Source organism: Muriicola jejuensis, assembly GCF_010671595.1.
Lineage (GTDB): Bacteria > Bacteroidota > Bacteroidia > Flavobacteriales > Flavobacteriaceae > Muriicola > Muriicola jejuensis.
Map to the genome: position 1 here is coordinate 910,203 of NZ_JAABOP010000001.1, position 21,157 is coordinate 931,359.

Genomic DNA, 21,157 nt, shown 5'->3' on the forward strand with positions numbered 1-21,157 from the left:
TCGTATACGAAGCGAAAAAATAATAGTAATTTTGCCGCACTAAATTCTTTAGTTATGAAAGCGAGGTTGACCGTCTTTTTACTGATGTCCGTGTTCCTGGGTTTTGGTCAGAACTCTTCTGATCTGAAGGCCCATTACGAAGCCTATTACAAGGCGATGAAATCCCAGGGGGACGTTAACGGGGTGATCAGTGCCCTCACCCACCTCAATGTGATCGCGCCCTCCAAGCAGCGAAGGGATACACTGGCCTTTGTCTATGCGAACAACAACCAGCACATACAGGCACTCAATACCATCGGTATTGAAAAGAACGAAGCAGACTCAGACCTGGCCGTACAGGTAAAGGCTATCAGCCTGAAGGCTATCAACCAGCCCAAACGAGCCCTCGAACAGTTCGAGATCCTGAATAAACGGTCCCCCAACGCCTATCTGGCTTATGAGCTGGCGGATCTCAAAATACAGACCGGGGACAACCAGGGGGCCATGGCAGATATCGAATCCGGACTTAGTGAGGTACAGGACGGAATGACCTACGCCTTCTATGAAAGACAACAACCCTATGAGGTTTCCCTCCGTGCTGCCCTGCTCCACTTGAAGGGATTGGTACAATACAACATGGACCACGGCAATATAGAGACCGCCATTGCCACCATAGACCAAGCCCTTGCATTAGAGCCTAATTTTAACCTGGCCAGCCTCAGCAAACAAGCCCTGGAATCCCGAAAGGGAAGCGGTGAAAAGAAAGAATAGCCCCACGGTTTCCACAGGGATCTGACGTATGAGTTCCTATTTATTCCCCGGGATCCATGGCGTCCAGCAATGACCTGAAGACCAGGGCCACCCCGTTCGTCCATCCAAAACCATCCTGGGTCTCGTACTCTCCTCCCCCAGACAGGAGACTGATATCCTCCACATTGTATTTCTCCATCATCTTGCCGGTATCTTTGTACACGCGTTCATTGAGGGCCAGCCAGCGCTCCATAATCGTCCTCGCCTCATCGACATACCCGTAATTCAGCAGTCCTTCCACCGCGATGTATTGCAATGGCGCCCAGCCATTGGGTGCATCCCACTGCTGACCTGAATGTTCGAGGGTGGTAACGAGTCCGCCATCCTTCAGGAAATCAGACATCAGCCTGTCTTTGACACTCTCGGCCTGTTCCGGGGTAGCCAGCTCAAAGAAAAGAGGGAAAGCCCCTGCCAGGGTCGGGGTTCTTCCAAAAGACTTTTGGACGTAGTTGTAATCAAAGAAATAGTTCTCTCCGGGATTCCAGAAGAGGGTCTGAATGGCTGATTTTCGCTCCTCTGCCCTGTTCAGGAAAAGGGTTTCATTTTCACTGTCACCGGCGAGGGCGTAGCCCCTGGCAATGCTTTTTTCCATAAAATACATAAGGCAGTTAAGGTCTACCGGCAGGATATCCGCCGTCTTCGTGGAGCCGAAATTACCTTCGGTGAGATACCACCTGCTGCTGAAATCCCATCCCGAGGCAGCACCTGACCTCAGGTGGGTGTAGAGGGATCTCTTATCTGCCTCAGTGCTCAGGCCCGCTGCCAGATGGTGATCTTCCTTATAAGCCTCCGGCCTGGGGGCAATACCACTGTCCCAATACCTGTTGAGAAAACTCTCCTGATCTAGCCTGACCGCATATTTGCTGGCAGAATTGGGGCCTTTGATCTCTTTTTTTCCCTCCATCCAGAAATTGTACTCTTTCAGGATAGACGGGAAGTAATCGGAAAAGAGCTCTTTATCCTCCCTGCTTATCGCATCCACCATCAGGGCGAAAAAAGGAGGCTGGGAGCGGGTGAGGTAATACGCCCGTGTTCCATTGGGTATGAAACCGATGGAATCTATCAAAAAGCTGAAATTATCGACCATGCTCCTGGCGAGATCTTCCTGTTCATCAACCATCAGCCCTTCTATGGTAAAGTAGCTGTCCCAGTAATAGATCTCCCTGAAACGACCTCCGGGTACCACGTACTTATGGGGTAGTGGGATCCTTGAAGAATAGGCATGGCCCACATCCGGTCCCCTGGTGAGTTTTCCCCACATACTGCTGATATGTTCATACATATTCTTGGTAGTATCGGTCACAATGGCCTGAGCGGAAACAAAGGGATCACTAAAATGCGCTTTCACAAATTCACCCAGCTCAAATCCAGGCTTGCTCTTTTCCTGCCGGTAGAGCTCAACCAGTTCGCCATAAGGTCTGTCTGGTACCAGGTCCACGAAGGTTTTCGAGTCCTTGTAGATGGCGGCCAGCTGAACATCTTTAAAAAGATCGGTGGCATAGAAATCAGTTACGGAAACCGATTTTACTTCCTCCCTGCAGGCAGTCAGCAAGAGGATGAAAACCAGGGTGATAGAGAAGAATCTCTTCATATTTTTATATTTAAGGTGAACCTATATTTGCAAATACTTCGGCTAGTATCCCTTTATTGTTTCCTGAGAGTCTGAATAAAAGTACTGTCTTTTTCCTTTTTCAATGCGATCACCGGGTCGATCTCTTCATTCGGAATGGTCAGGGACAGCACATAATGGGCGATCTTCCATTCTCCATCCACCTTCCGGACCACGCCCGAACCCCTGCAGAGCTGCATCCAGGTATCGAGTAACTCGTCAAACCAGGCAATTTCACCCGAAGGATCCAGATAGATATTCCGGTCCACAGCCTTGAAATCCCACGCCTTCCCCTGTTCAAAATACGGCCTGGAGAAATCCATGAATTCCTTCTTGTTCCATACTTCGGAAGCATCGGTCCCTATGAAGACAGCCTCCTCAGACAGCAGGCCAAAATAGGCCTGGAAATCGGCCTGGGTTGCTGCGAGGTGCCATTGGTCCAACACAGTATGGATCTTTTCGATATCAGTGTCCTGAGCGTTTAGCCTAAACCCCATCAGGAGGAGTAAAGCCGTGTAGAATATCCTATTCATCAGTGATCAATAAAGTGTCTAAGGTATTATTGACGATCACATTGAGCTGTGACCTGAGGGCGTTGTAAGCCTTCATCATTTCTTTTGCCGAAGGGGTGGCGTCTATCCTGTATTCTGCTGCGGCCCGGGTCTTGAAGATAAAAGTCTTTACCACCTTTTGCCGGCTTTTCACCTGGGGGATGTTGAACTTCTCGGGATAATCCCCCTCTTCCAGCCTTTTCTGCCTTTCGACCAGGTCTTCCAGGACAAGGACCAGATCCTCGTGATTCTCAACGGTAGACAGGGCATTGAATCCGTTTTCCAGGTCATTGAAGGCCGACCAGTCTTTCGCGATCTCCGTGGCCCTGGGGTTTAATGGGATCCGCCTCGGGAGTGAATCCATCGAAAAGAAGGATACTGCTTCTCCAGAGATTGTTGCCTCCGGCGCAGCTTCCCTGCAGGCCTGAAGCAACAGCAAGAACAGGAGGAAGGGCATTAATTTTCTCATGGAACGAATGTACAAATTTTAATAAAAGCTATCTTTGGAACGAACTTCAATAATTCAACAGTTCTTGCAGAAATCCATACTTATTTTAGGGGCTTGCGGACAGATAGGGACAGAACTCACCCTGGAACTTCGGGAGAAATACGGAAACGACTGTGTGATCGCCAGCGATATTAGGGAAGGGGCAGACAGCCTGATGGAATCCGGCCCTTTCGAGATCCTGGATGCCACCAGTTACAATGCCGTGGAAGATATCGTCATGCACTATGAGGTGGAAGAGGTCTACCTTATGGCTGCCATGCTCAGTGCCACAGCAGAGAAATTCCCGGAACGGGCCTGGAACCTCAATATGAATTCCCTGTTTAACGTGCTCAACCTGGGTAAGGAAAAGAAGATAGACAAGATCTTCTGGCCATCGAGCATAGCGGTCTTTGGGAAGAACACTCCCAAGGAAAATACGCCCCAGCACACCCTGATGGAGCCCAGCACGGTGTATGGGATCAGCAAACAGACCGGAGAACGGTGGTGTGCCTATTACCATGCAAAATACGGGGTGGATGTGCGGAGTGTGCGCTATCCCGGACTGATCAGCTGGAAAACCCAACCCGGAGGAGGCACCACCGATTACGCCGTTGAGATCTACATCAAAGCCTTAGAAGAGGGGCATTATACCTGTTTCCTGAAAGAAGATACCCTACTGCCCATGATGTTTATGGACGACGCCATCAGGGCCTCCATCGAACTCATGGAAAGTGACGGCGACAAACTGAGTATTCGTTCCTCATATAACCTGGGTGCAATGAGTTTCACTCCCAGGGAGATCGCCAAAAGCATACAAGCCATTATTCCCGAATTCCAGATCGATTATGCGCCTGACTTCAGGCAGGGGATAGCAGATACCTGGCCGGGTAGCATAGACGATATAGTAGCAAGGTCAGACTGGGGCTGGAAACCCGAATTCGACCTGGAGCGCACTACAGAGGAAATGATCCGTCAGCTCAGGGCCAGGAAGGCAAAATAGGATCAGTTGTGGAATTTGAGTTTCTTCTCGATCGCCACGATCATGGTGTTGGCGATATCCTTGCCGGTAGCGTTCTCTATGCCCTCGAGACCGGGAGAGGAATTCACTTCCAACAGGAGCGGGCCTTTGTTTGACCTGATGATATCCACTCCGGCCACGCTCAGGTTGAAGATCTTGGCTGCCTTGATAGCCAGTTTGCGTTCTTCGGCCGTGATCTTAATCCTCGAGGCCCTGCCCCCCTGGTGAAGGTTCGCCCTGAATTCTCCCTTTTCCGCCTGCCTCTGCATGGAAGCCACCACCTTGCCATTCACGACAAAACAGCGGATGTCCTGCCCATGGGCTTCCTTGATGAATTCCTGTACCAGGATGTTGGTCTGAACACTTTTGAAGGCGTTGATCACGCTCTCTGCAGCCTTGTTGGTCTCGGCGAGTACCACCCCTTTCCCCTGCGTGCTTTCCAGGAGCTTGATGATCAGGGGAGCCCCGTTTACCATCTTGATCAGGTCCTTGGTGTCCATGGGAGATTTTGCAAATCCGGTGATCGGGATGTGTAGGTCGTGCTTGGCAAAGAGTTGTGAAGCAAACAGTTTGTCCCTCGACTGGCTGATGGCCTCTGCAGAATTCTGGCAATAGACCCCCAGGAAGTCGAATTGCCGGATCAGGGCGCAGCCGTAAAAGGTGACCGCAGGTTTTATCCTCGGGATCACGGCGTCAAATTCTTTCAGGATATTCCCTCCCCTGTAACGGATCTCGGGGGAATGTGCATCCAGTTTCATATAGGCGAGTTCCACGTTGAGGAATACCATCTCATGCCCCCTCGCCTCTGCGGCTTCCATCAGTCGCTTGTTGCTGTACAACTCGGGATTGCTCGCCAGGAGGGCGATCTTCAGCCCTGACTTCTCTTTGATATAAGGGGCGTAGGAGATCGAGATACTCTCGTCCGAAAAGGTCTGCAACAGGCAGGATTTGGCCGGATTGACCAGGTACCGCCCGTTGATCGCTTCCCGCCCGAGCAGCATCCTGAATTCCATGGTATCCCTGTTGGCCAGGGTGAGCTCAATATCGAAGGTGTCATCTCCCAGGGTAACCGGGGTTTTGATCACGAAGCGCTCCTCAGATATACCGCTGGAGCTTTTGATTATCCGCCTGTCGATGAGCCTTCCTTCGCATTCCAGGGTGATGCTGCGATTGTCCTGTACAGGGTTCACCTCGAATTTTACCCAGTCCTGGTTCCTTTTGCGGAATACCGAAATATTGCTGGCCTGAATAGAGGAAGTCTTGGCCCCGGAATCTACCCTCGCCTTGATCGCAGGGATACCCAGGTCCTTAAAGACACACCATTCCTCACTGCCGACGACCTTTAACATGGAATGGACATTAGCGAATTGCCTGGATGGATGTAAAAAGGGGTATAAATTTGGCTCATGAATTCTGGGAAACAAATACTTGTTTAGCCTCTTTGAAACACTTGAATTCCACCACGTACCCATTGGGGTCCTCCACAAAGAAAGAAGTGTGCTCCCCGGCCTTGTTTTTAAGGAAGGTGATCCCCTCGGTCATCCCTTCCACATTTACCGAAAGTCTCTGCTGGGCCGACTTCCAGGACTTCTCGTCCAGGATCACCCCGAAATGAAAGGAAGGAAGTACCTGGTCCTCGAACTTGTAGGACTTGTATACAAAGTTGAATTCCCCTGATTTCGTAAAAGTGATCTGATTTCCGTAAAGGTCGATGTCTGCCCATTGGGTGGAGTGCCTTCCCAGTTTAGCGCCAAGGACGTCTACATAGAAGGCTTTGGTTTTGGTCACGCTGTAACAGGGCAGGGCAAGGTGAAAAGCACTGTGTTTCATAGGAATGGGCTGTTGGATAATGGTAAATTAATCTTCCTGATCGTCCTCGTCATCCTCGATCTCCACATCCGGTATAGCATCCGGATCATCGTCATCAAAATCCTCGTAATCGTCCTCGTCGTAATTCGCCATGGTGACCTCGAGCTTGGCGCTGATCTTGACCAGATACTTGGTGTCATCCGTGGTTACCTCAACCGCTTCTATCCTTTCCCCATTGGCATTCTTAAAGGTGATGATATGTGCATCGTCATACCCATCGGGGTATTTCTCCACAAGGAGTTTGAGGACCTCGGGGGTCAGCTTCTTGAAATCGACTATGACTCTCTTTAAATTATCCATAATTACATGTCTAAAAGATAAGCAAAAATAAGTGGTGCAACAATAGTTGCATCACTCTCAATGATAAATTTTGGGGTGTCTATCCCCAGCTTACCCCAGGTGATCTTTTCGTTGGGAACGGCCCCTGAATAACTGCCGTAGCTGGTGGTACTGTCACTGATCTGGCAGAAGTAACTCCAGAAGGGTGTATCCGTACGCTCCATATCCTGATAGAGCATAGGCACGACACAGATGGGGAAATCCCCGGCTATGCCACCCCCAATCTGGAAGAACCCTATTCCCTTGCCGGAATTCGCCGTATACCAGTCGGCCAGAAAGGTCATATACTCGATTCCCGACTTTACGGTGGATGCCTTGAGTTCCCCTTTAAGGACATAGGAGGCGAAAATATTTCCCATGGTACTGTCTTCCCAGCCCGGGCAGACGATAGGGAGATTCTTTTCCGCAGCTGCGTACATCCAGGAGTCCTTCAGGTCGATCTCGTAGTACTCCTCCAGCACCCCTGAGAGCAGCATCTGGTACATGAATTCATGTGGGAAATAGCGCTTGCCGGCCTTTTCCGCATCTTTCCACAATTGGTGAATGTGCTTTTGGAGCCGGCGGAATGCCTCTTCCTCCGGGATACAGGTATCGGTGACCCGGTTGAGGCCTTTTTCGAGCAGGTCCCACTCCTCCTGGGGAGTGAGGTCCCGGTAGTTTGGTACCCGTTTGTAATGGGAGTGGGCAACCAGGTTCATAAGGTCCTCCTCCAGGTTGGCCCCTGTGCAGGAAATGATGTGAACCTTGTCCTGCCGGATCATCTCGGCAAAGATCTTTCCCAACTCTGCCGTGCTCATGGCCCCTGCCAGAGAAACGAGCATTTTCGCCCCGTCCTGCAGTTGCTGCTCGTATCCCTTGGCCGCATCCACCAGGGCTGCCGCATTGAAATGGAGGTAATACTTGGAGATAAAATTTGAAATGGGTCCTTTACTCATCGTCTTCGTCAAATTTGTGGGGGGAATTGTTGTTCCCGCCCTTGCTGTTGTCATAGGTATTGTCGTAATCATCCTCCACGGCCTCATCCCTGAATTTGTAGCTCAGCATTTTGTAATACAGCTTTGCCGCGAGGAAGTCTGAAGAGCGTTCCCTTTCGTCTGGGCACAGCTCAACGATGTCAAATCCCACCACATTCTTCTCTTCAAAAACCTGTCTCAGAAAATCGAGGGTCTCGTACCAGAGGAGTCCGCCCGGCTCCGGCGTTCCCGTGGAAGGCATGATGGAGGGGTCCAGAGCATCGAGGTCAAAGGTAATGAACACATTGTCTGTGAGCAATTCCACCACCTTGTCCGTCCAGTACTCGTCATCGACCATCTCATGGGCAAAAAAGGTCTTCTCTGTGTCCATGACCGTCATTTCTATGGCATCCATACTCCTGATTCCCACCTGTACCAGGTTGGTCTGCTGACTCGCCTCGTACACGGCACAGGCATGGTTGTAGGGCGTGCCTCCGTAGGATTCCCTCAGGTCTGCATGGGCGTCTATATGTAGGACGGTCAGGTTCTCGAAGCACTCATTAAAGGCTCGTATAGATCCGATGGAGATGGAATGTTCTCCCCCTATGAGGGTAACGAATTTGTTCCGTTTGATGTACTCCTTTGTGATCCTGTGGACACTGTTCACCATGGCCTCCGGAGAGGAGAGTTCGGATACGGGTTCGGTCACAAAGACCCCCTGCTGATAGACCTCGGTACCGGTCTCAATATCGTAAAGCTCCATGTTTTCAGAGGCCTCCAGAAGGGCTTCCGGTCCTTTATCCGCTCCCTTTCCCCATGTACTGGTGCCGTCATAGGGCACCGGGATCAGTACTACTTTCGACTTCTCAAGCTGTGCGTACTCGTCCGGAATCCCAGCGTAATTCCTAGATGTCTTCATATCCTAAAATTTTGAGCATTTCAGATGCTTCCTGTTGTTCACTAAAGAGTTTGGTGGTCAGTTCCCCATTTTCATCCCGGTCTATGAGGACGTGTTTGGGAGTGGGGATCAGGCAATGCTGCAGGCCTCCAAAACCACCTATGGATTCCTGGTAGGCGCCCGTGTTGAAAAACCCGATATACAGCGGTTGATCCCTCCTGTATTTGGGGAGGTAGATGGCGTTCATATCCTGTATACTGTTGTAGTAATCATCGCTGTCGCAGGTGAGCCCCCCGAGCAGTACCCTTTCGTACTGATCGTTCCACCGGTTGATGGGCAGCATGATAAAGCGCTTGTTGATCGCCCAGGAATCGGGAAGGGTAGTGATAAAACTGGAGTCGATCATGTTCCATTTCTCCCGGTCGTTCTGCTGTTTTTGATAGAGCACCTCATAGATGGCCCCTCCGCTTTCCCCCACGGTGAAACTGCCGAATTCCGTAAAAATGTTGGGCACGGGGACGTCAGCCTCCTTGCAGGCGGTATTGATCTGGTTCACGATCTCATCCACCATGTACTCGTAGTCGTATTCAAAGGCCAGGGAATTCTTCGTGGGAAATCCTCCGCCTATGTTCAGGCTGTCCAGGGAAGGGCATATCTTTTTCAACCGGGTGTACACCTTCATACATTTCAGCAACTCGTTCCAGTAATAGGCATTGTCCCTGATCCCGGTATTGATGAAGAAGTGCAGCATTTTCAGCTCCACCTTTTCATTGTCCCTGATCTGGTTCTCGTAGAAAGGGACGATGTTCCGGTATCCTATACCCAAACGGGAGGTGTAGAATTCGAATTTTGGCTCTTCCTCCGAAGCGATCCGAATACCTATGTTAAACGGCTTTTCAATGGCTTCGCTAAGCAGGTCTATCTCCTCGTAGTTGTCGATGACCGGGATACAATTCTGGTGTCCCTGGTTGATCAGGTCGGCTATATTCTGTATGTACAGGTCGCGTTTGAACCCGTTGCAGATCACGTAGGTGTTGTCCCTGATCATCCCCTCCTTCTTCAATTGGTTTACGATGTTGATGTCAAAGGCCGAGGAGGTCTCGATGTGGATATCGTTCTTGAGGGCTTCCCGAAGTACATATTCAAAATGAGAGCTCTTTGTACAGTAGCAGTAGATGTACTTGCCTTTGTAGTTATGCCGTTCAATGGCCTTGGCAAACCATTCCTTGGCCCTGTGAATATTCCTCGAGATCTTGGGGAGATACGTGAATTTAAGGGGGCTCCCGTACTTTTCAACCAGAGGCATCAGGGGAATTCCGTGAAACAGAAGGTTGTCCTCATCCAGGGTGAATTCCTCCTGAGGAAAATAATAGGTTTGATCGATGAGATCAATGTACTTGATGTTCATTAATGAATATGTGGATTTATAGAGTTCTTATAAGCGCTGTTTTGTCTGTATACTTCCTTTGCGGGGCTCCAGAGATATATCATGTACTGGGTGTAAATGAAATCAAAAAAAAATAAAATTCGCAGGTTTTAAGACAAAAATCTGAAATGTACCATAGATATAATATATGGGGGCATAAAATAGGGAATACCTGTTAGGATTCCAATGTTTCATTGGGGAAGTATTCGTATCTTGAAGCGTTAAAACAGATCCTATGAAGCGTGTCTTTTCTCTTGTGAATGTGGGATTCGTCCTATGCCTCATTTCTTCTTCCGTGCTGGCACAACCCGCTCCGGGGGTTTATACCGGAAGCGACCCCGATAATCCGGGACATGTGCATGAGGTTAAATTGAACGGTGAGTACCTGGTGTATTCCGAATTTTCAAAGGCACCCGACTTTATCCGTGCCAGAGGGGGATTTTATACCTCGTCTGAGGATTCGCTCCGGGTTACCCTGGAATTCAATTCTGCCTATGAACAGGATTCGACTAAGACCATGGTCCTGGCCTACCAAATGGATGGGAGCAAACTGGTTCTTAACGAGGGAAGACCGATTTCCCTTGAAAAGGCCCCCGGGGTGGAACAGGACCTGGATGGCACCTGGCTCTTCGCCACAAGAGGTCCGGATACCGGGCAGGAACGAAGAGGGGACACAAACCCGCGCAAGACCCTGAAGTTCCTGATGGACGGGCATTTCCAATGGATTGCCTACCATACGGAAACTATGGCGTTCTCAGGCACCGGAGGGGGTGATTATACGGCTAAGGATGGAGTTTATACCGAGATCATCCGGTATTTCTCCAGGGATAATAGCAGGGTAGGCGCTGAACTGGAGTTCAACTACGAGAGGAAGGGGGCCGACTGGCACCATACAGGGAAGAACAGCAGGGGGGAGCCCATGTATGAGATCTGGTCACTGCGGGATTAGCCGGTTTGGCTATGGTCTATATCTGATTTGCCTCCCGTCTTTTTCAGGAGCTTGATGTTCCTGATCTCCACCCCTTTGTCTATGGGTTTGAGCATGTCGTACATGTTCAGGGCCACTATGCTGGCCCCGTGCATGGCCTCTACCTCCACCCCGGTTTTATAATTCGTCTTTACGGTGATCAGGATGCGGATCTGAAGTCCATTTATCTCGTATTGGATATCGGTATATTCTATTGGAAGCGGATGGCAATCTGGTAAAAGGTCGGCCGTCTTTTTGACTCCCAGGAGGCCGGCGGCCCGACTCATCTCATACACATCGCCCTTGGGCACTTTCTTTTCGAGTATTGCCATGATGGTGTCCGGAGAACTGACCTCCACGATCGCCTGTGCGACAGCAGTTCTGAGCGTATTCTGCTTGTGTGTGATATCAACCATACCTCAGGTGTTGACCTTCCATTGATAGGATTCGTCTTCAAAGACCTCTTTTCCAAAGACGGGCACCTCGGCTTTGATTTGCTCAACCACAAATTCCAGGGCCTGGAAAACCACCTTTCGATGGGAAGAGGAGACAAAGACAAAGAGGCAGATCTCCCCCGCTTCCACCCTGCCAAGGCTGTGGTAGATATGCATGCAGCTCAAGTCGTATTTCCCGAAGGTCGCTTCCCGGATCTCGTGGAATTTCTGATTGGCCATGGATTCATAAGCAGAATAGTCAATACCCCGCACTTCCTTTCCGCCTATCACATCCGCCCTCACCTGTCCGAGGAAAATATCGTGGGCCCCAATACCGGTCTTCGACTGGTGTTTGGCGATAGAATTTGCTATAAATTCCGGGCTAATGGCCCCCTGTACAAAAACGTTTTTTACCTCGGTTTTCTGCATATTGTGCAAGCTTTCTTACGAAGGTAAAGAGATTTTTTTAATTCGATTTCCATTCTTCACCCTAGGCTTTTTATATGAGTTGGATCAGGTCCGTTAAAGATCGTACATCAATTCGATGCAACACTTACATTTGTATTAATTCTTATAGCATAAGACATGAAAAAAGGACTAAAACTCTCGTTGAAAATCCTGGGCGTTGTCCTGGCTGTGCTTCTCCTGGCAGGAATAGGCGGATGGTTATATCTCAGATCGACCTTTCTGAACTTCGAGGACGATTACGAAGAAGAGACCCAAATCGAAGAGATCACCCTGAATGGCTATACCTTCAGGGACCTCAACGGCAACGGGGAGCTGGATGTCTATGAGGACGAGAGGAGGTCCACAGAGGAACGCATCTCCGATCTGCTTGCTCAAATGACCCTGGAGGAGAAGATACACCTGCTGAAAGGCTCAGGTATCTCATCTGCCGTGGGTCGGGTAGAACCGGGTAAAGGTATCCCGGGAGCAGTAGGCACGATCGTACCCACGCCCAGGTTGGGGATCCCAACGATTTACCTCTCCGACGGGCCCGCCGGACTTCGGATCGAACCCACCCGGGAGGGAGAGGATCGCACCTACTACTGTACAGCTTTCCCCATAGGCACACTTTTGGCCTCTACCTGGAATACGGAGCTGGTCAGGGAAGTTGGCAATACCATGGGAACAGAGGCAAAAGAATACGGCATCGACGTCATCCTGGGTCCCGGAGCCAACATCCACCGCCATCCTTTTTGCGGCCGGAACTTCGAATACTATTCCGAAGACCCGGTTCTTACTGGATACATCGGAGCTGCCATGGTGAACGGCATTGAGTCGAACGGGGTGGGTACTTCCGTAAAGCATTATGTGGCCAACAACCAGGAGACCAACCGCAATTTCAACGACGCTGTCATTTCTGAAAGGGCCCTCAGGGAGATCTACCTCAAGGGTTTTGAGATCATCGTAAAAGAATCACAGCCATGGACCATCATGTCTTCCTACAACAAGGTTAACGGCACCTATGTTGCGGAGAGTCGCGAATTACTGACCGATGTACTGAGGGATGACTGGGGGTTTCAGGGCCTGGTCATGTCCGACTGGTTTGGGGGGAGTGACGCCGTGGCCATGATCAAAGCGGGGAACGACCTGCTTGAACCGGGCACAAAAAAGCAATGGAATGCCCTCCTGGAAGGACAGGAAAACGGCACATTGACAGAGGAATACATAGATACTTCCGTCAGGCGGATCCTGGAATTGATCTTTAAATCCGGAAAATTGAAAGGCTCCTCCTATACGAATGATCCCGACCTCACCGCACATGCGGAGATCGCGAGAAACTCCGCAGCCGAAGGCATGGTCCTCCTCAAGAACAACGGTGTTCTACCCCTGAGAAGCATGAGCAATATCGCCCTGCTGGGAGTGACCTCCTACGACTTTATTGCGGGGGGAACAGGTTCAGGGGATGTTAATGAGGCTTATACGGTGTCCCTGGAAGAAGGGCTTCGGAATACCGGCTCGAACCGGGAAGAAGGGTTCAGCAATTCCTCCTTCAGGATCACGCCCATCGCAAAGGAAGCTTTCGAATCGCACAAAAAAAACCATCCTAAAGAATTCGTAAAACCGGAAGGGATCAACGCCATGTTCGAACCCTATGATCCGCCGGAACTCACCTATACCGAAGAGCAAATGGAAAGGATCGCAGCAGAGAGTGACGCTGCCGTGGTTACCATCGGCCGTAACAGCGGGGAGGGAGGAGACCGGGTGGAAAAAGATGATTTTCTGCTGAGTCGGGAAGAACGGGAAATGCTCGAACTGGCTACCAAGGTTTTCCACCAAGCCGGAAAACCCGTCATCGCAGTGCTGAATATTGGCGGGGTCATAGAAACCGCCAGCTGGAAGGCTCTGCCTGATGCCATCCTTCTCGCCTGGCAGGGGGGGCAGGAAGGGGGAAATTCCGTGGCAGATATTCTGAGTGGCAAAGTGAACCCTAGCGGGAAACTTCCCATGACCTTCCCGATCCGGGTAAGTGATCACGCCTCCCATGCGAACTTCCCATTAGACGGTAAACCCATGAGCCTTACGGATATGATCTTCTCCTCCGGAAAGAAAGAAGGGGAAGAGAAAGTCAGAAACGAGGACTTTACGCTCTATGAGGAAGGGATTTATATAGGCTACCGCCATTTCGACAAAAAGGGTCTGGATGTTTCCTATCCGTTCGGGTACGGCCTTTCCTATACCTCTTTCGGGCTCGATTCACTGGCCTACCATATGGAGGACCAGATCCTGCAAGTAGATCTCAGAGTAAAGAATACGGGGGAATTTTCCGGCAAGGAAGTGGTCCAGCTCTACCTTGGCAAGCCCGGATCGGAGGTCGATCGTCCCTTAAAAGAGCTCAAGGCCTTTACCAAGACCAAAATGCTTACTCCCGGAGAAATAACGGAAATATCCTTAAGAGTACCCCTCACAGATTTGTGCTATTGGGATGAAAAAAGGTCTGGTTGGAAGCTGGAAGAAGGCACCTATTTAATACAAATAGGGACATCCTCCAAGGATCTTCCGCTTATAGAAGAATTTGAGCTAAATCCTTCCCCCTAAAAAGAATGAATTCTGATTAAGAGAATAGAGGATTTGAATCCTCTCGTGAGGATCAAGGTATCTTTGCTACAAAATACAGGACAAAATCTCCGTTCTCCTTTTTGTGATAGTAGATCCCGTTATCGTCCGTGGCAAAAGTCGGACCTTCCACGAATCCTGTGATCTCAGTGATGAGCTGGGAATTCGAAAAAGGGAGGTCAACAGAAGTCCTGGTAGCAATGTATATACGGGCCTCTGAATCCACGGAAATAGGACCGATAATCCTCGTAAAGCACATTTTAAGCTCATCGCTTGAAATAGCCGCAGCGTACTCCAAGTCCACCGTATTGACCTCAGCAAGAAGGGATGCACTGTTAGGATCACGCTGAAATACCTCTCCGGTCTTTCGCGCAATAGATATATTGGCTTGGCGTGGTCCACCATTCTCATCATAGAGCCCATCCACGAAGTAGAGTGTCTGACCGTCCTTGCTGACTTCCACATCGAAATTCAACCAGCCTGGTTCATTCAGAGAAAGATTTTCCACCACTGAAATATCTGAAACTCCCCCATCGTTATACCTACCTTTGTACACCGATTGAAGTGTCTGAAAATAATCGCCGGTGTAGACATAATACAGGTTATTCTCCTGGTCCATGGACGGGACTCCTTCAAGACTTTCTGTGGCCACTCCACTCAATTCACCCCGGTATTCAAATAGGGTTTCGCTTAGGCGGGTACTCCAGTGTAGGTTGGTGTTCACCGAAGGGTTGTTGAGGTTATTAAAAAAGAGGATCTCGCCATCTCGACTCAGGAAAGGCTCCATGATCTGCCCATCATAACCCTGAACGATTACGCGTTGTGGGATACCAAAACGAATGATATTATCAGAAATGGGATCAGGATCTTCCGTTGGATTGCAGGAGAGCACCATCAGGGTACAAAGTAAAGCGTATAGAATGCTATGTCTCACCAGGTTATTTTTAGGTTAGATCCATTTCTGCAACAAAGGATTAATCACTCTTGTCAAATCAGAAGAGATAAAGTCCTTTGGTAAGATATGAACGCTGGGGAGAGCCCTTTATTCTATTAGATCTGGCATATTCGGACGATCAATGGAATTGGTGGGTATATAACTTCGGGATAATTCAGATCAGATCCGTGTTCAAGGAGAGTATTTGTTCCTATTCGATCACTTCATAGACGGTGATCATCTCCTTTTTGTTCTTGAGCTGGATATCTCCGACCTTCCTGCATTGAAATGCTTCCTTCACCTGCTCATAGCCATTCTCCGTGATCAGGATCTGATTCTCCTTCGCGGCAAATTCCAACCGAGCGGCGATGTTTACCGTATCGCCGATCACGGTAAAATCAAGCCTTTTAAGGCTGGAGGAACCGATATTCCCCGAGACCATTTCCCCACTGTTGATCCCGATGGAGACACTGGGTCTGTACCCGCCCATCTCCTTGATCACAGGAAGTTTTCCGATCCTTTGTCGTACCGCAAGGGCGGCGTCGAGCGCTCGATCCAGGTGGTATTCCCCTCTGAACACGGCCATAACCGCGTCTCCCATAAACTTGTCTACATACCCTTCCTGAGCGATGATCTCCTTTACCATGGCATCGAAATAGGAATTCAGCATGTTGACCACGGCATCCGGACTGCTGGTCTCGCTTAGGGAGGTAAACCCGCACACATCGATAAACATGACCGTAGCCTGGATGTTTTCGTTACTCATGACCGTGGTCTCGTATTCCTTGCTGCCCATAAAATTCAGCACACTCTCATCCACATACATTTTCAGAATGTTGTTTTCCCTAATAGCCTTCAGGGTCTGCTGCAATTCCCGGACGTGTCTGAGGGTCTTCTCCATGGTGATGCTGAGGTCCTCAAAGTTGATGGGCTTGGTGATAAAATCGAAGGCCCCGCGGTTCATCGCGGTGCGAATGTTCTCCATATCCCCATAAGCCGAAACAATAACTGATTTCAGGAGTGGATTCAATTCCTGTAGCTTGGACAAGAGGGTGAGACCATCCATTTCCGGCATATTGATATCGCTCAATACCAGTTCAATCCCGGAATCCTCTTTCAATTTTTCCAATGCGTCCACTCCATTGATGGCGAACTTGAACTCGTATTCGTTCTGCCGGATCTGTTTCCTGAATTTCTGTTTGATGAGGACCTCCAGATCGGTCTCATCATCTACTACCAGAATCTTTGCCATTAGAGTAAGGCTTTTAATTTCTCCTTTAAGATACCAAATTCCACAGGTTTTGTGAGAAAATCATCCGCCCCGAGTTTCATGGCTGTGTCATAGTTATCCCTGTCCCCGTATGCGGTGATCATCATGACCACAGGGGGCGGTTTTAAGTAATTTTTCTTGATCTGTTCCAGCAGTTCCAGTCCGCTCATCCCCGGCATGTTGATGTCAGAAAGGATCAGCACCGCCTCATGATTGTGTTCATCGAGATATGTCAGCGCTTCTTCCCCAGAAAAGGCAAAGACAAAATGGAGTTCGCTATTCCGTATCTCCTTTCTGAAACGCTGCTGAAAGAGCAATTGTACATCTCTTTCATCGTCCACCACTAATATTTTCATCGGTCTCTTGGTTTATATGGTTATTCATTTTCTCTAATTAGTCTATGCTTTAATTCCTGCAGGAAGTATCACTGTAAAGGTAGTCCCTTTCCTTTCCTCTGAAGTCACCAATAGCTCTCCAAGATGCAATTTGGTCACGATGTCATAGCTCATACTCAGGCCCAGACCGGTACCCTGCCCGGTGGGTTTGGTCGTAAAGAACGGCTGGAAGATCTTTTCCCGTATGGCCTTCGGGATTCCATCCCCGTTATCCCCAACGGAAACCTCCACACCATCTCCTTTTTTGCGGGTGGTTACGGTCACTGTGGGCGTATACCCTTCTCTTTCCTTTTCCTTTTTTTCCTTTACCGCATAAAAGGCATTGGTGATCAGGTTGAGGATCACCCTGCCCATGTCCTGGGCAACTACACTGACTTTTCCTACATCCGGGTCGAAGTGGGTCTCCAGGGAAGCATTAAAGCTTTTGTCCTTTGCCCGCAATCCATGGTAAGCCAGGCGGAGGTATTCATCAGCCAGGGCGTTGAGGTCTGTGGGTTCCTTTTCCCCACTCCCGCTTCTGCTGTGCTGCAGCATCCCTTTGACGATACCGTCAGCGCGCTGTCCGTGGTGATGGATCTTTTCCAGGTTCTGGACGACATCCTCTGCCAGGGCCCTGGCCTCTTCCATGTCTCCCTTTTGTATTTCTTCCAGCATCTCCTCGATGAGTTCCTTGCTCACTTCCGAGAAATTGTTGACAAAGTTTAGCGGGTTCTGGATCTCGTGGGCGATGCCTGCAGTGAGTTCCCCTAAGGAAGCCATTTTTTCGGATTGGATCAGCTGGGCCTGGGTGGCCTTGAGGTCACTGAGCGTTCTCTCCAGCTGCTCTTTGTCCTCAGCCAGTTTTCGAGCCTGGGTCTCCTTCAACTGCAAGTCGAGGAAGCGGGTATAGGTCAGGTCAAAGGCCTGGGCAAACCGTTTGAAGATCTCTTCCTCAGCGCAAGGCACCTGGGTGATGATCACCAGGTAACCGGTCTTAAAAAAGGCGCAGTGGAGTTTTTGCCAGGTGGGGATCTCAATCCCCGCGGCCTTCATATCGTCAAAGATCTGTTTGGCCACCGGGATTTTCATCAACCAGTCATAGTGTTCCTGCAGGGCATCTCCCTCCAATTGTTCGGTATGGTAATCCGCTCCGTTCCTCCAGGCGTTATAGATATTGTTATGGGTAACGTCCCCTACGTTAGGAAGGTAGAAGGCGGGGATAAATCCATTCTCTGCGCTCAGCCACCACTCGTCCTCGTCCCGTCCTTCTTCACACAATACAAAACCACAAGTCCAAAGGTTGTCAACAAGCCTGTTCAATTCCCTGAAGAGCACGGTGGCTACCTGGCCTAACTCATCAGATCTTTGCATGCCCATGGTCCTTGATCGAACCCTTTCCAGGGCGGTCTCTATCTGTGATTCCCTGGCCCTTGCCTCTGCCTGCTGCAGGTCGAGGAAGCGGGTATAGGTCTGTTCAAATACCTTCCCAAATCGTCTGAAGATCTCGTGGGCTTGGGGCACCTCCTCATAGGTTATGAACATGAGGTAGCCATGTGGGAAATAAACTATATGAAAGATCTGAAAAGTGGGCAGGGAAAGGCCTGCCGCGGTCAAGTCGTCAAGTATCTGACCCACCGTGGGCAGGGTACGCATAAATTCGTAATGTTCCACAAGGGCCTCTCCGCCCAGTTCGTGCACATAGAAGGAATCCCCTTTTTGAGCCGGGTGATAGAAGTCATATCCCTCCCCTATGGAAGGCAGAATAAACGACTTCTGAATTTCCCCTTCGCTGCTCATACAGCAAAGGGCGGCTTTTTTATCCTCCTTTTCCCAGATACAGTAACCCGCGCTCCATGCTGGGATGCCCAAACCCTGTACCTGCAGGAACAGATTGTTGGCCGCTTCGGGCAATTCCTCGCTTCTCTGCATGGCCATTGTCCTTGAACGCACCTTTTCCAGTGCGTTTTCAATCTGCGCTTCTCTTGCTTGTGATTCTGCCTTTTGGAGGTCTTCAAAACGCCTGTGGGCCAGGTCAAAGGCACCTGCAAAACGGATGAGGATCTCCAGATCTGATTCAGGTATGTCCTCAAACTTACCAGGCAAGCTATAACCTATTTCCCCATGGGTAGTCCTGGCCATGACAAAGGTAAGTCCGCCTATTTGGCGAATGTCATCCGGACTGGGTGCATTGGGATCTACCTGCTTGAAATCTCCCAGACTGATCATTTTATTTACGTAATCCACAGCAGCTTGAACCTCCATCGCATAGATCACTGTGGGTTCACGGCTTTTTTCCCATGTAGCCAAAAGTGGGATATCCCCATGCATATGACGCGGGAGTTCCATGACCATCCCGATCCGGGTGCCATCTCCGGAGGTCATCGCTTTCTCGTACTTCTCGGGCAACCAGCGCATATGCCAGAAATAGTGAGCCTCATGCCCCAATTTGATAAATTCCATTCGCATGGTCACGACGATATCGAGCAGGTCTGAAGATTCGCGCATGGCCAGGGCCTGGGCCCGGATCCGTTCCAGAGCAAGCTCTATCTGAGCCTCTCTGGCCTGAGCCTCTGCCTGCTTCAGATCATTAAACCGGGTGTATGTCAAATCAAAAACCTTCCCAAATCGGTGTAGAATATCGAAATGATCTTCAGATAAAGGTTCTAGTCCTGAAACATGTATGCCGCCAAAATTGCCAAAGGTAAAAGAGAGGTGGATCTGTTCTGGCTCACTCATTCCTGCCTTTACATGATCCGGTAAACGTGCGAACTCTGTATTGAGGAAGAGATACTCATCCCAGGTTTTTTTGTTACTTCCTTCTAAATTATAAACCCACTTTAGCTTTTTTTGCTTCCAGGCATCCACTATGGCGAGGTATGCCTCGTGCTGGTGATACGGCAAGAAATAACTGCCGGGTTTCAGGGGGTCCTCTGAATTTGCAAGCCATAATCTGGCAGACAGTTCCCCTTTATTAAATACCCAAATGGCACATCGGGTCAACTTCAGGTCCAGTTTTATCAACTCACCAAATACAGTTCCAATTAACTCCTTTAGTTCCTCCGAGTTTTGCATCGCCATGGCCCTTGCTCTTACTCGCTCCAGCCCTAACTCTATCTGGGATTCCCTTGCCTGCGCCTCAGCCTTTTCTATATCGACATACCGCTGGTAACTGAGGTTAAAGACATTGCGGAAGCGTTGCAGGATCTTCAACTCTTCGGGAGACAGGGCACTGAAGGAAGATATACTCAAGGCCCCAAGGTCAATGGAATAGGAGTAATAGAACAGATTGTTGGCCGCCATGAGCTTAGGATCGGGTAGGTATCCGAGGGAATCCCTGTAGGTTCGCCATTCCTCCATTTCCTTTTCAGATATGAACACCTCAGCAAAGGCATCGTCAGCCTTTTTCATGACTGCTACCCACTTCTCAAGTACCGGATTTCCCTTCACCTCTATATTGATCACGCCGCTCACCCCGTAGTCGGAATAATAGTAGCTGATCAATTCATCTTTATGTTCCTGGTTAAAGACGATCTCTGAATTACGGAGCTCACTGAAGCCCAGACTTTTCAGTTCCTCAAAGATCACCTCCCCAATTTTTGCCAGTTCGGACGAATGCCGCATAGACATGGAGACTGTTCGTACACGTTCCAGGGAACGCTCGATCTCGAGGTCCCTGTTGCGGTTCTCAAGTTCTATCGTACGCCTTTTGATGGCTTCCCTGAGTTGAAGGTTTTCGGCACTGATCTGGTCAAAGCCTATGGTCTCCCCTTCCTCGGCCCTGGAATCAGGCATGGAGAAATGTTGGTATATAAAGCGCCACCCCTCTTTATTCCTGCGTGCGATGGAACTGAATCTGAACCTGCCATAATAAGACCATTCTTCTCCATTGAGGAACCAGGCATCAAAGAAGTGGGTAATAAAGACCATACCTTCGAATTCTTCCAGGATCCGGATTTCATTCCTCAGATCGGTCTTATTGGCTAATTGATCTGCAGTCTTTTTAAAGAGTTGGGTGGTTTCTTTTTTATGAAGGAATTCTTCATTGTTCGTGGAACCAATAAAATGATATTCCTCATCGAGATAACTGTCATAGGTACCCACATCGCCCGTCAGGTAGCTGCGAAGCCACGTCTCGTATACGTGCAGAATTTCTTTTTCGGTTTTTGCGGAAGGTCTCAT

At 49.6% G+C, this 21,157-nt stretch carries 19 protein-coding genes; 4 read left to right on the forward strand and 15 right to left on the reverse strand.

Going from position 1 to position 21,157, the window contains the following annotated elements:
- The first annotated feature begins 54 nt into the window (after positions 1 to 54).
- On the forward strand, positions 55 to 750 hold the full coding sequence (locus GWK09_RS04105) for a hypothetical protein (RefSeq protein WP_163691729.1): 696 nt from the start codon (positions 55 to 57) through the stop codon (positions 748 to 750).
- A 40-nt stretch (positions 751 to 790) separates the two neighbouring features.
- Here GWK09_RS04105 and GWK09_RS04110 read toward each other — a convergent pair whose 3' ends face one another.
- The 3 genes from GWK09_RS04110 to GWK09_RS04120 are packed head-to-tail and all read right to left on the reverse strand — an operon-like array spanning position 791 to position 3,418.
- Positions 791 to 2,380, reverse strand: coding sequence for a trehalase family glycosidase (locus GWK09_RS04110; RefSeq protein WP_163691730.1), 1,590 nt, complete (start codon positions 2,378 to 2,380; stop codon positions 791 to 793).
- 53 nt (positions 2,381 to 2,433) lie between these two features.
- Complete coding sequence (locus tag GWK09_RS04115; RefSeq protein WP_163691731.1) at positions 2,434 to 2,931, reverse strand: nuclear transport factor 2 family protein; 498 nt, start codon at positions 2,929 to 2,931, stop codon at positions 2,434 to 2,436.
- Positions 2,924 to 3,418, reverse strand: a complete 495-nt coding sequence (locus tag GWK09_RS04120) for a hypothetical protein (RefSeq protein ID WP_163691732.1) — start codon at positions 3,416 to 3,418, stop codon at positions 2,924 to 2,926. The genes GWK09_RS04115 and GWK09_RS04120 overlap by 8 nt, the downstream gene beginning before the upstream one ends.
- A 64-nt stretch (positions 3,419 to 3,482) precedes the next feature.
- On the opposite strand from GWK09_RS04120, the gene GWK09_RS04125 reads away from it, so the two are divergent.
- Positions 3,483 to 4,436 (forward strand): NAD-dependent epimerase/dehydratase family protein, encoded by a 954-nt coding sequence (locus GWK09_RS04125; protein ID WP_163691733.1) that lies wholly within the window; start codon positions 3,483 to 3,485, stop codon positions 4,434 to 4,436.
- Between the two features lie 2 nt (positions 4,437 to 4,438).
- Here GWK09_RS04125 and rimK read toward each other — a convergent pair whose 3' ends face one another.
- From rimK to GWK09_RS04155, 6 genes are read right to left on the reverse strand one after another with little or no spacing between them, the layout of a single operon-like run.
- Positions 4,439 to 5,803 (reverse strand): 30S ribosomal protein S6--L-glutamate ligase, encoded by a 1,365-nt coding sequence (rimK, locus tag GWK09_RS04130; protein ID WP_163691734.1) that lies wholly within the window; start codon positions 5,801 to 5,803, stop codon positions 4,439 to 4,441.
- 55 nt (positions 5,804 to 5,858) lie between these two features.
- Positions 5,859 to 6,284 (reverse strand): VOC family protein, encoded by a 426-nt coding sequence (locus GWK09_RS04135; RefSeq protein ID WP_163691735.1) that lies wholly within the window; start codon positions 6,282 to 6,284, stop codon positions 5,859 to 5,861.
- A 27-nt stretch (positions 6,285 to 6,311) separates the two neighbouring features.
- A complete protein-coding gene (locus tag GWK09_RS04140; RefSeq protein ID WP_163691736.1) occupies positions 6,312 to 6,623 on the reverse strand; it encodes a hypothetical protein in 312 nt (103 codons plus the stop codon).
- A gap of 2 nt (positions 6,624 to 6,625) precedes the next feature.
- Entirely contained in the window at positions 6,626 to 7,597 is a 972-nt protein-coding gene (locus GWK09_RS04145) for a deoxyhypusine synthase family protein (RefSeq protein WP_163691737.1), read from the reverse strand.
- Entirely contained in the window at positions 7,590 to 8,534 is a 945-nt protein-coding gene (gene speB / locus GWK09_RS04150) for an agmatinase (RefSeq protein ID WP_163691738.1), read from the reverse strand. Before speB ends, GWK09_RS04145 begins: the two co-directional genes overlap by 8 nt.
- A complete protein-coding gene (locus GWK09_RS04155) occupies positions 8,521 to 9,921 on the reverse strand; it encodes an arginine decarboxylase (protein WP_163691739.1) in 1,401 nt (466 codons plus the stop codon). The genes speB and GWK09_RS04155 overlap by 14 nt, the downstream gene beginning before the upstream one ends.
- Positions 9,922 to 10,174: 253 nt before the next feature.
- On the opposite strand from GWK09_RS04155, the gene GWK09_RS04160 reads away from it, so the two are divergent.
- Entirely contained in the window at positions 10,175 to 10,888 is a 714-nt protein-coding gene (locus tag GWK09_RS04160) for a hypothetical protein (protein ID WP_163691740.1), read from the forward strand.
- On the opposite strand, the gene moaC is transcribed toward GWK09_RS04160, so the two are convergent.
- Together moaC and GWK09_RS04170 are read right to left on the reverse strand one after the other, a co-directional pair.
- Positions 10,885 to 11,322: a cyclic pyranopterin monophosphate synthase MoaC gene (moaC, locus tag GWK09_RS04165; protein WP_163691741.1), complete on the reverse strand. Its 438-nt coding sequence runs from the start codon at positions 11,320 to 11,322 to the stop codon at positions 10,885 to 10,887. The two genes, GWK09_RS04160 and moaC, sit on opposite strands and share 4 nt — an antisense overlap.
- Positions 11,323 to 11,325: 3 nt before the next feature.
- On the reverse strand, positions 11,326 to 11,769 hold the full coding sequence (locus tag GWK09_RS04170) for a molybdenum cofactor biosynthesis protein MoaE (protein WP_163691742.1): 444 nt from the start codon (positions 11,767 to 11,769) through the stop codon (positions 11,326 to 11,328).
- A 156-nt stretch (positions 11,770 to 11,925) separates the two neighbouring features.
- On the opposite strand from GWK09_RS04170, the gene GWK09_RS04175 reads away from it, so the two are divergent.
- The gene (locus GWK09_RS04175; RefSeq protein WP_163691743.1) at positions 11,926 to 14,382 is read left to right on the forward strand and encodes a glycoside hydrolase family 3 C-terminal domain-containing protein; all 2,457 of its coding nucleotides are present in this window, start codon (positions 11,926 to 11,928) and stop codon (positions 14,380 to 14,382) included.
- Positions 14,383 to 14,434: 52 nt separating this feature from the next.
- On the opposite strand, the gene GWK09_RS04180 is transcribed toward GWK09_RS04175, so the two are convergent.
- From GWK09_RS04180 to GWK09_RS04195, 4 genes are all read right to left on the reverse strand, one after another.
- Positions 14,435 to 15,334, reverse strand: a complete 900-nt coding sequence (locus GWK09_RS04180; protein WP_163691744.1) for a TolB-like translocation protein — start codon at positions 15,332 to 15,334, stop codon at positions 14,435 to 14,437.
- A gap of 211 nt (positions 15,335 to 15,545) precedes the next feature.
- On the reverse strand, positions 15,546 to 16,586 hold the full coding sequence (locus GWK09_RS04185; RefSeq protein WP_163691745.1) for an adenylate/guanylate cyclase domain-containing protein: 1,041 nt from the start codon (positions 16,584 to 16,586) through the stop codon (positions 15,546 to 15,548).
- Positions 16,586 to 16,960 (reverse strand): response regulator, encoded by a 375-nt coding sequence (locus tag GWK09_RS04190; RefSeq protein WP_163691746.1) that lies wholly within the window; start codon positions 16,958 to 16,960, stop codon positions 16,586 to 16,588. The genes GWK09_RS04185 and GWK09_RS04190 overlap by 1 nt, the downstream gene beginning before the upstream one ends.
- Positions 16,961 to 17,002: 42 nt before the next feature.
- The gene (locus GWK09_RS04195) at positions 17,003 to 21,157 is read right to left on the reverse strand and encodes an ATP-binding protein (RefSeq protein ID WP_163691747.1); all 4,155 of its coding nucleotides are present in this window, start codon (positions 21,155 to 21,157) and stop codon (positions 17,003 to 17,005) included.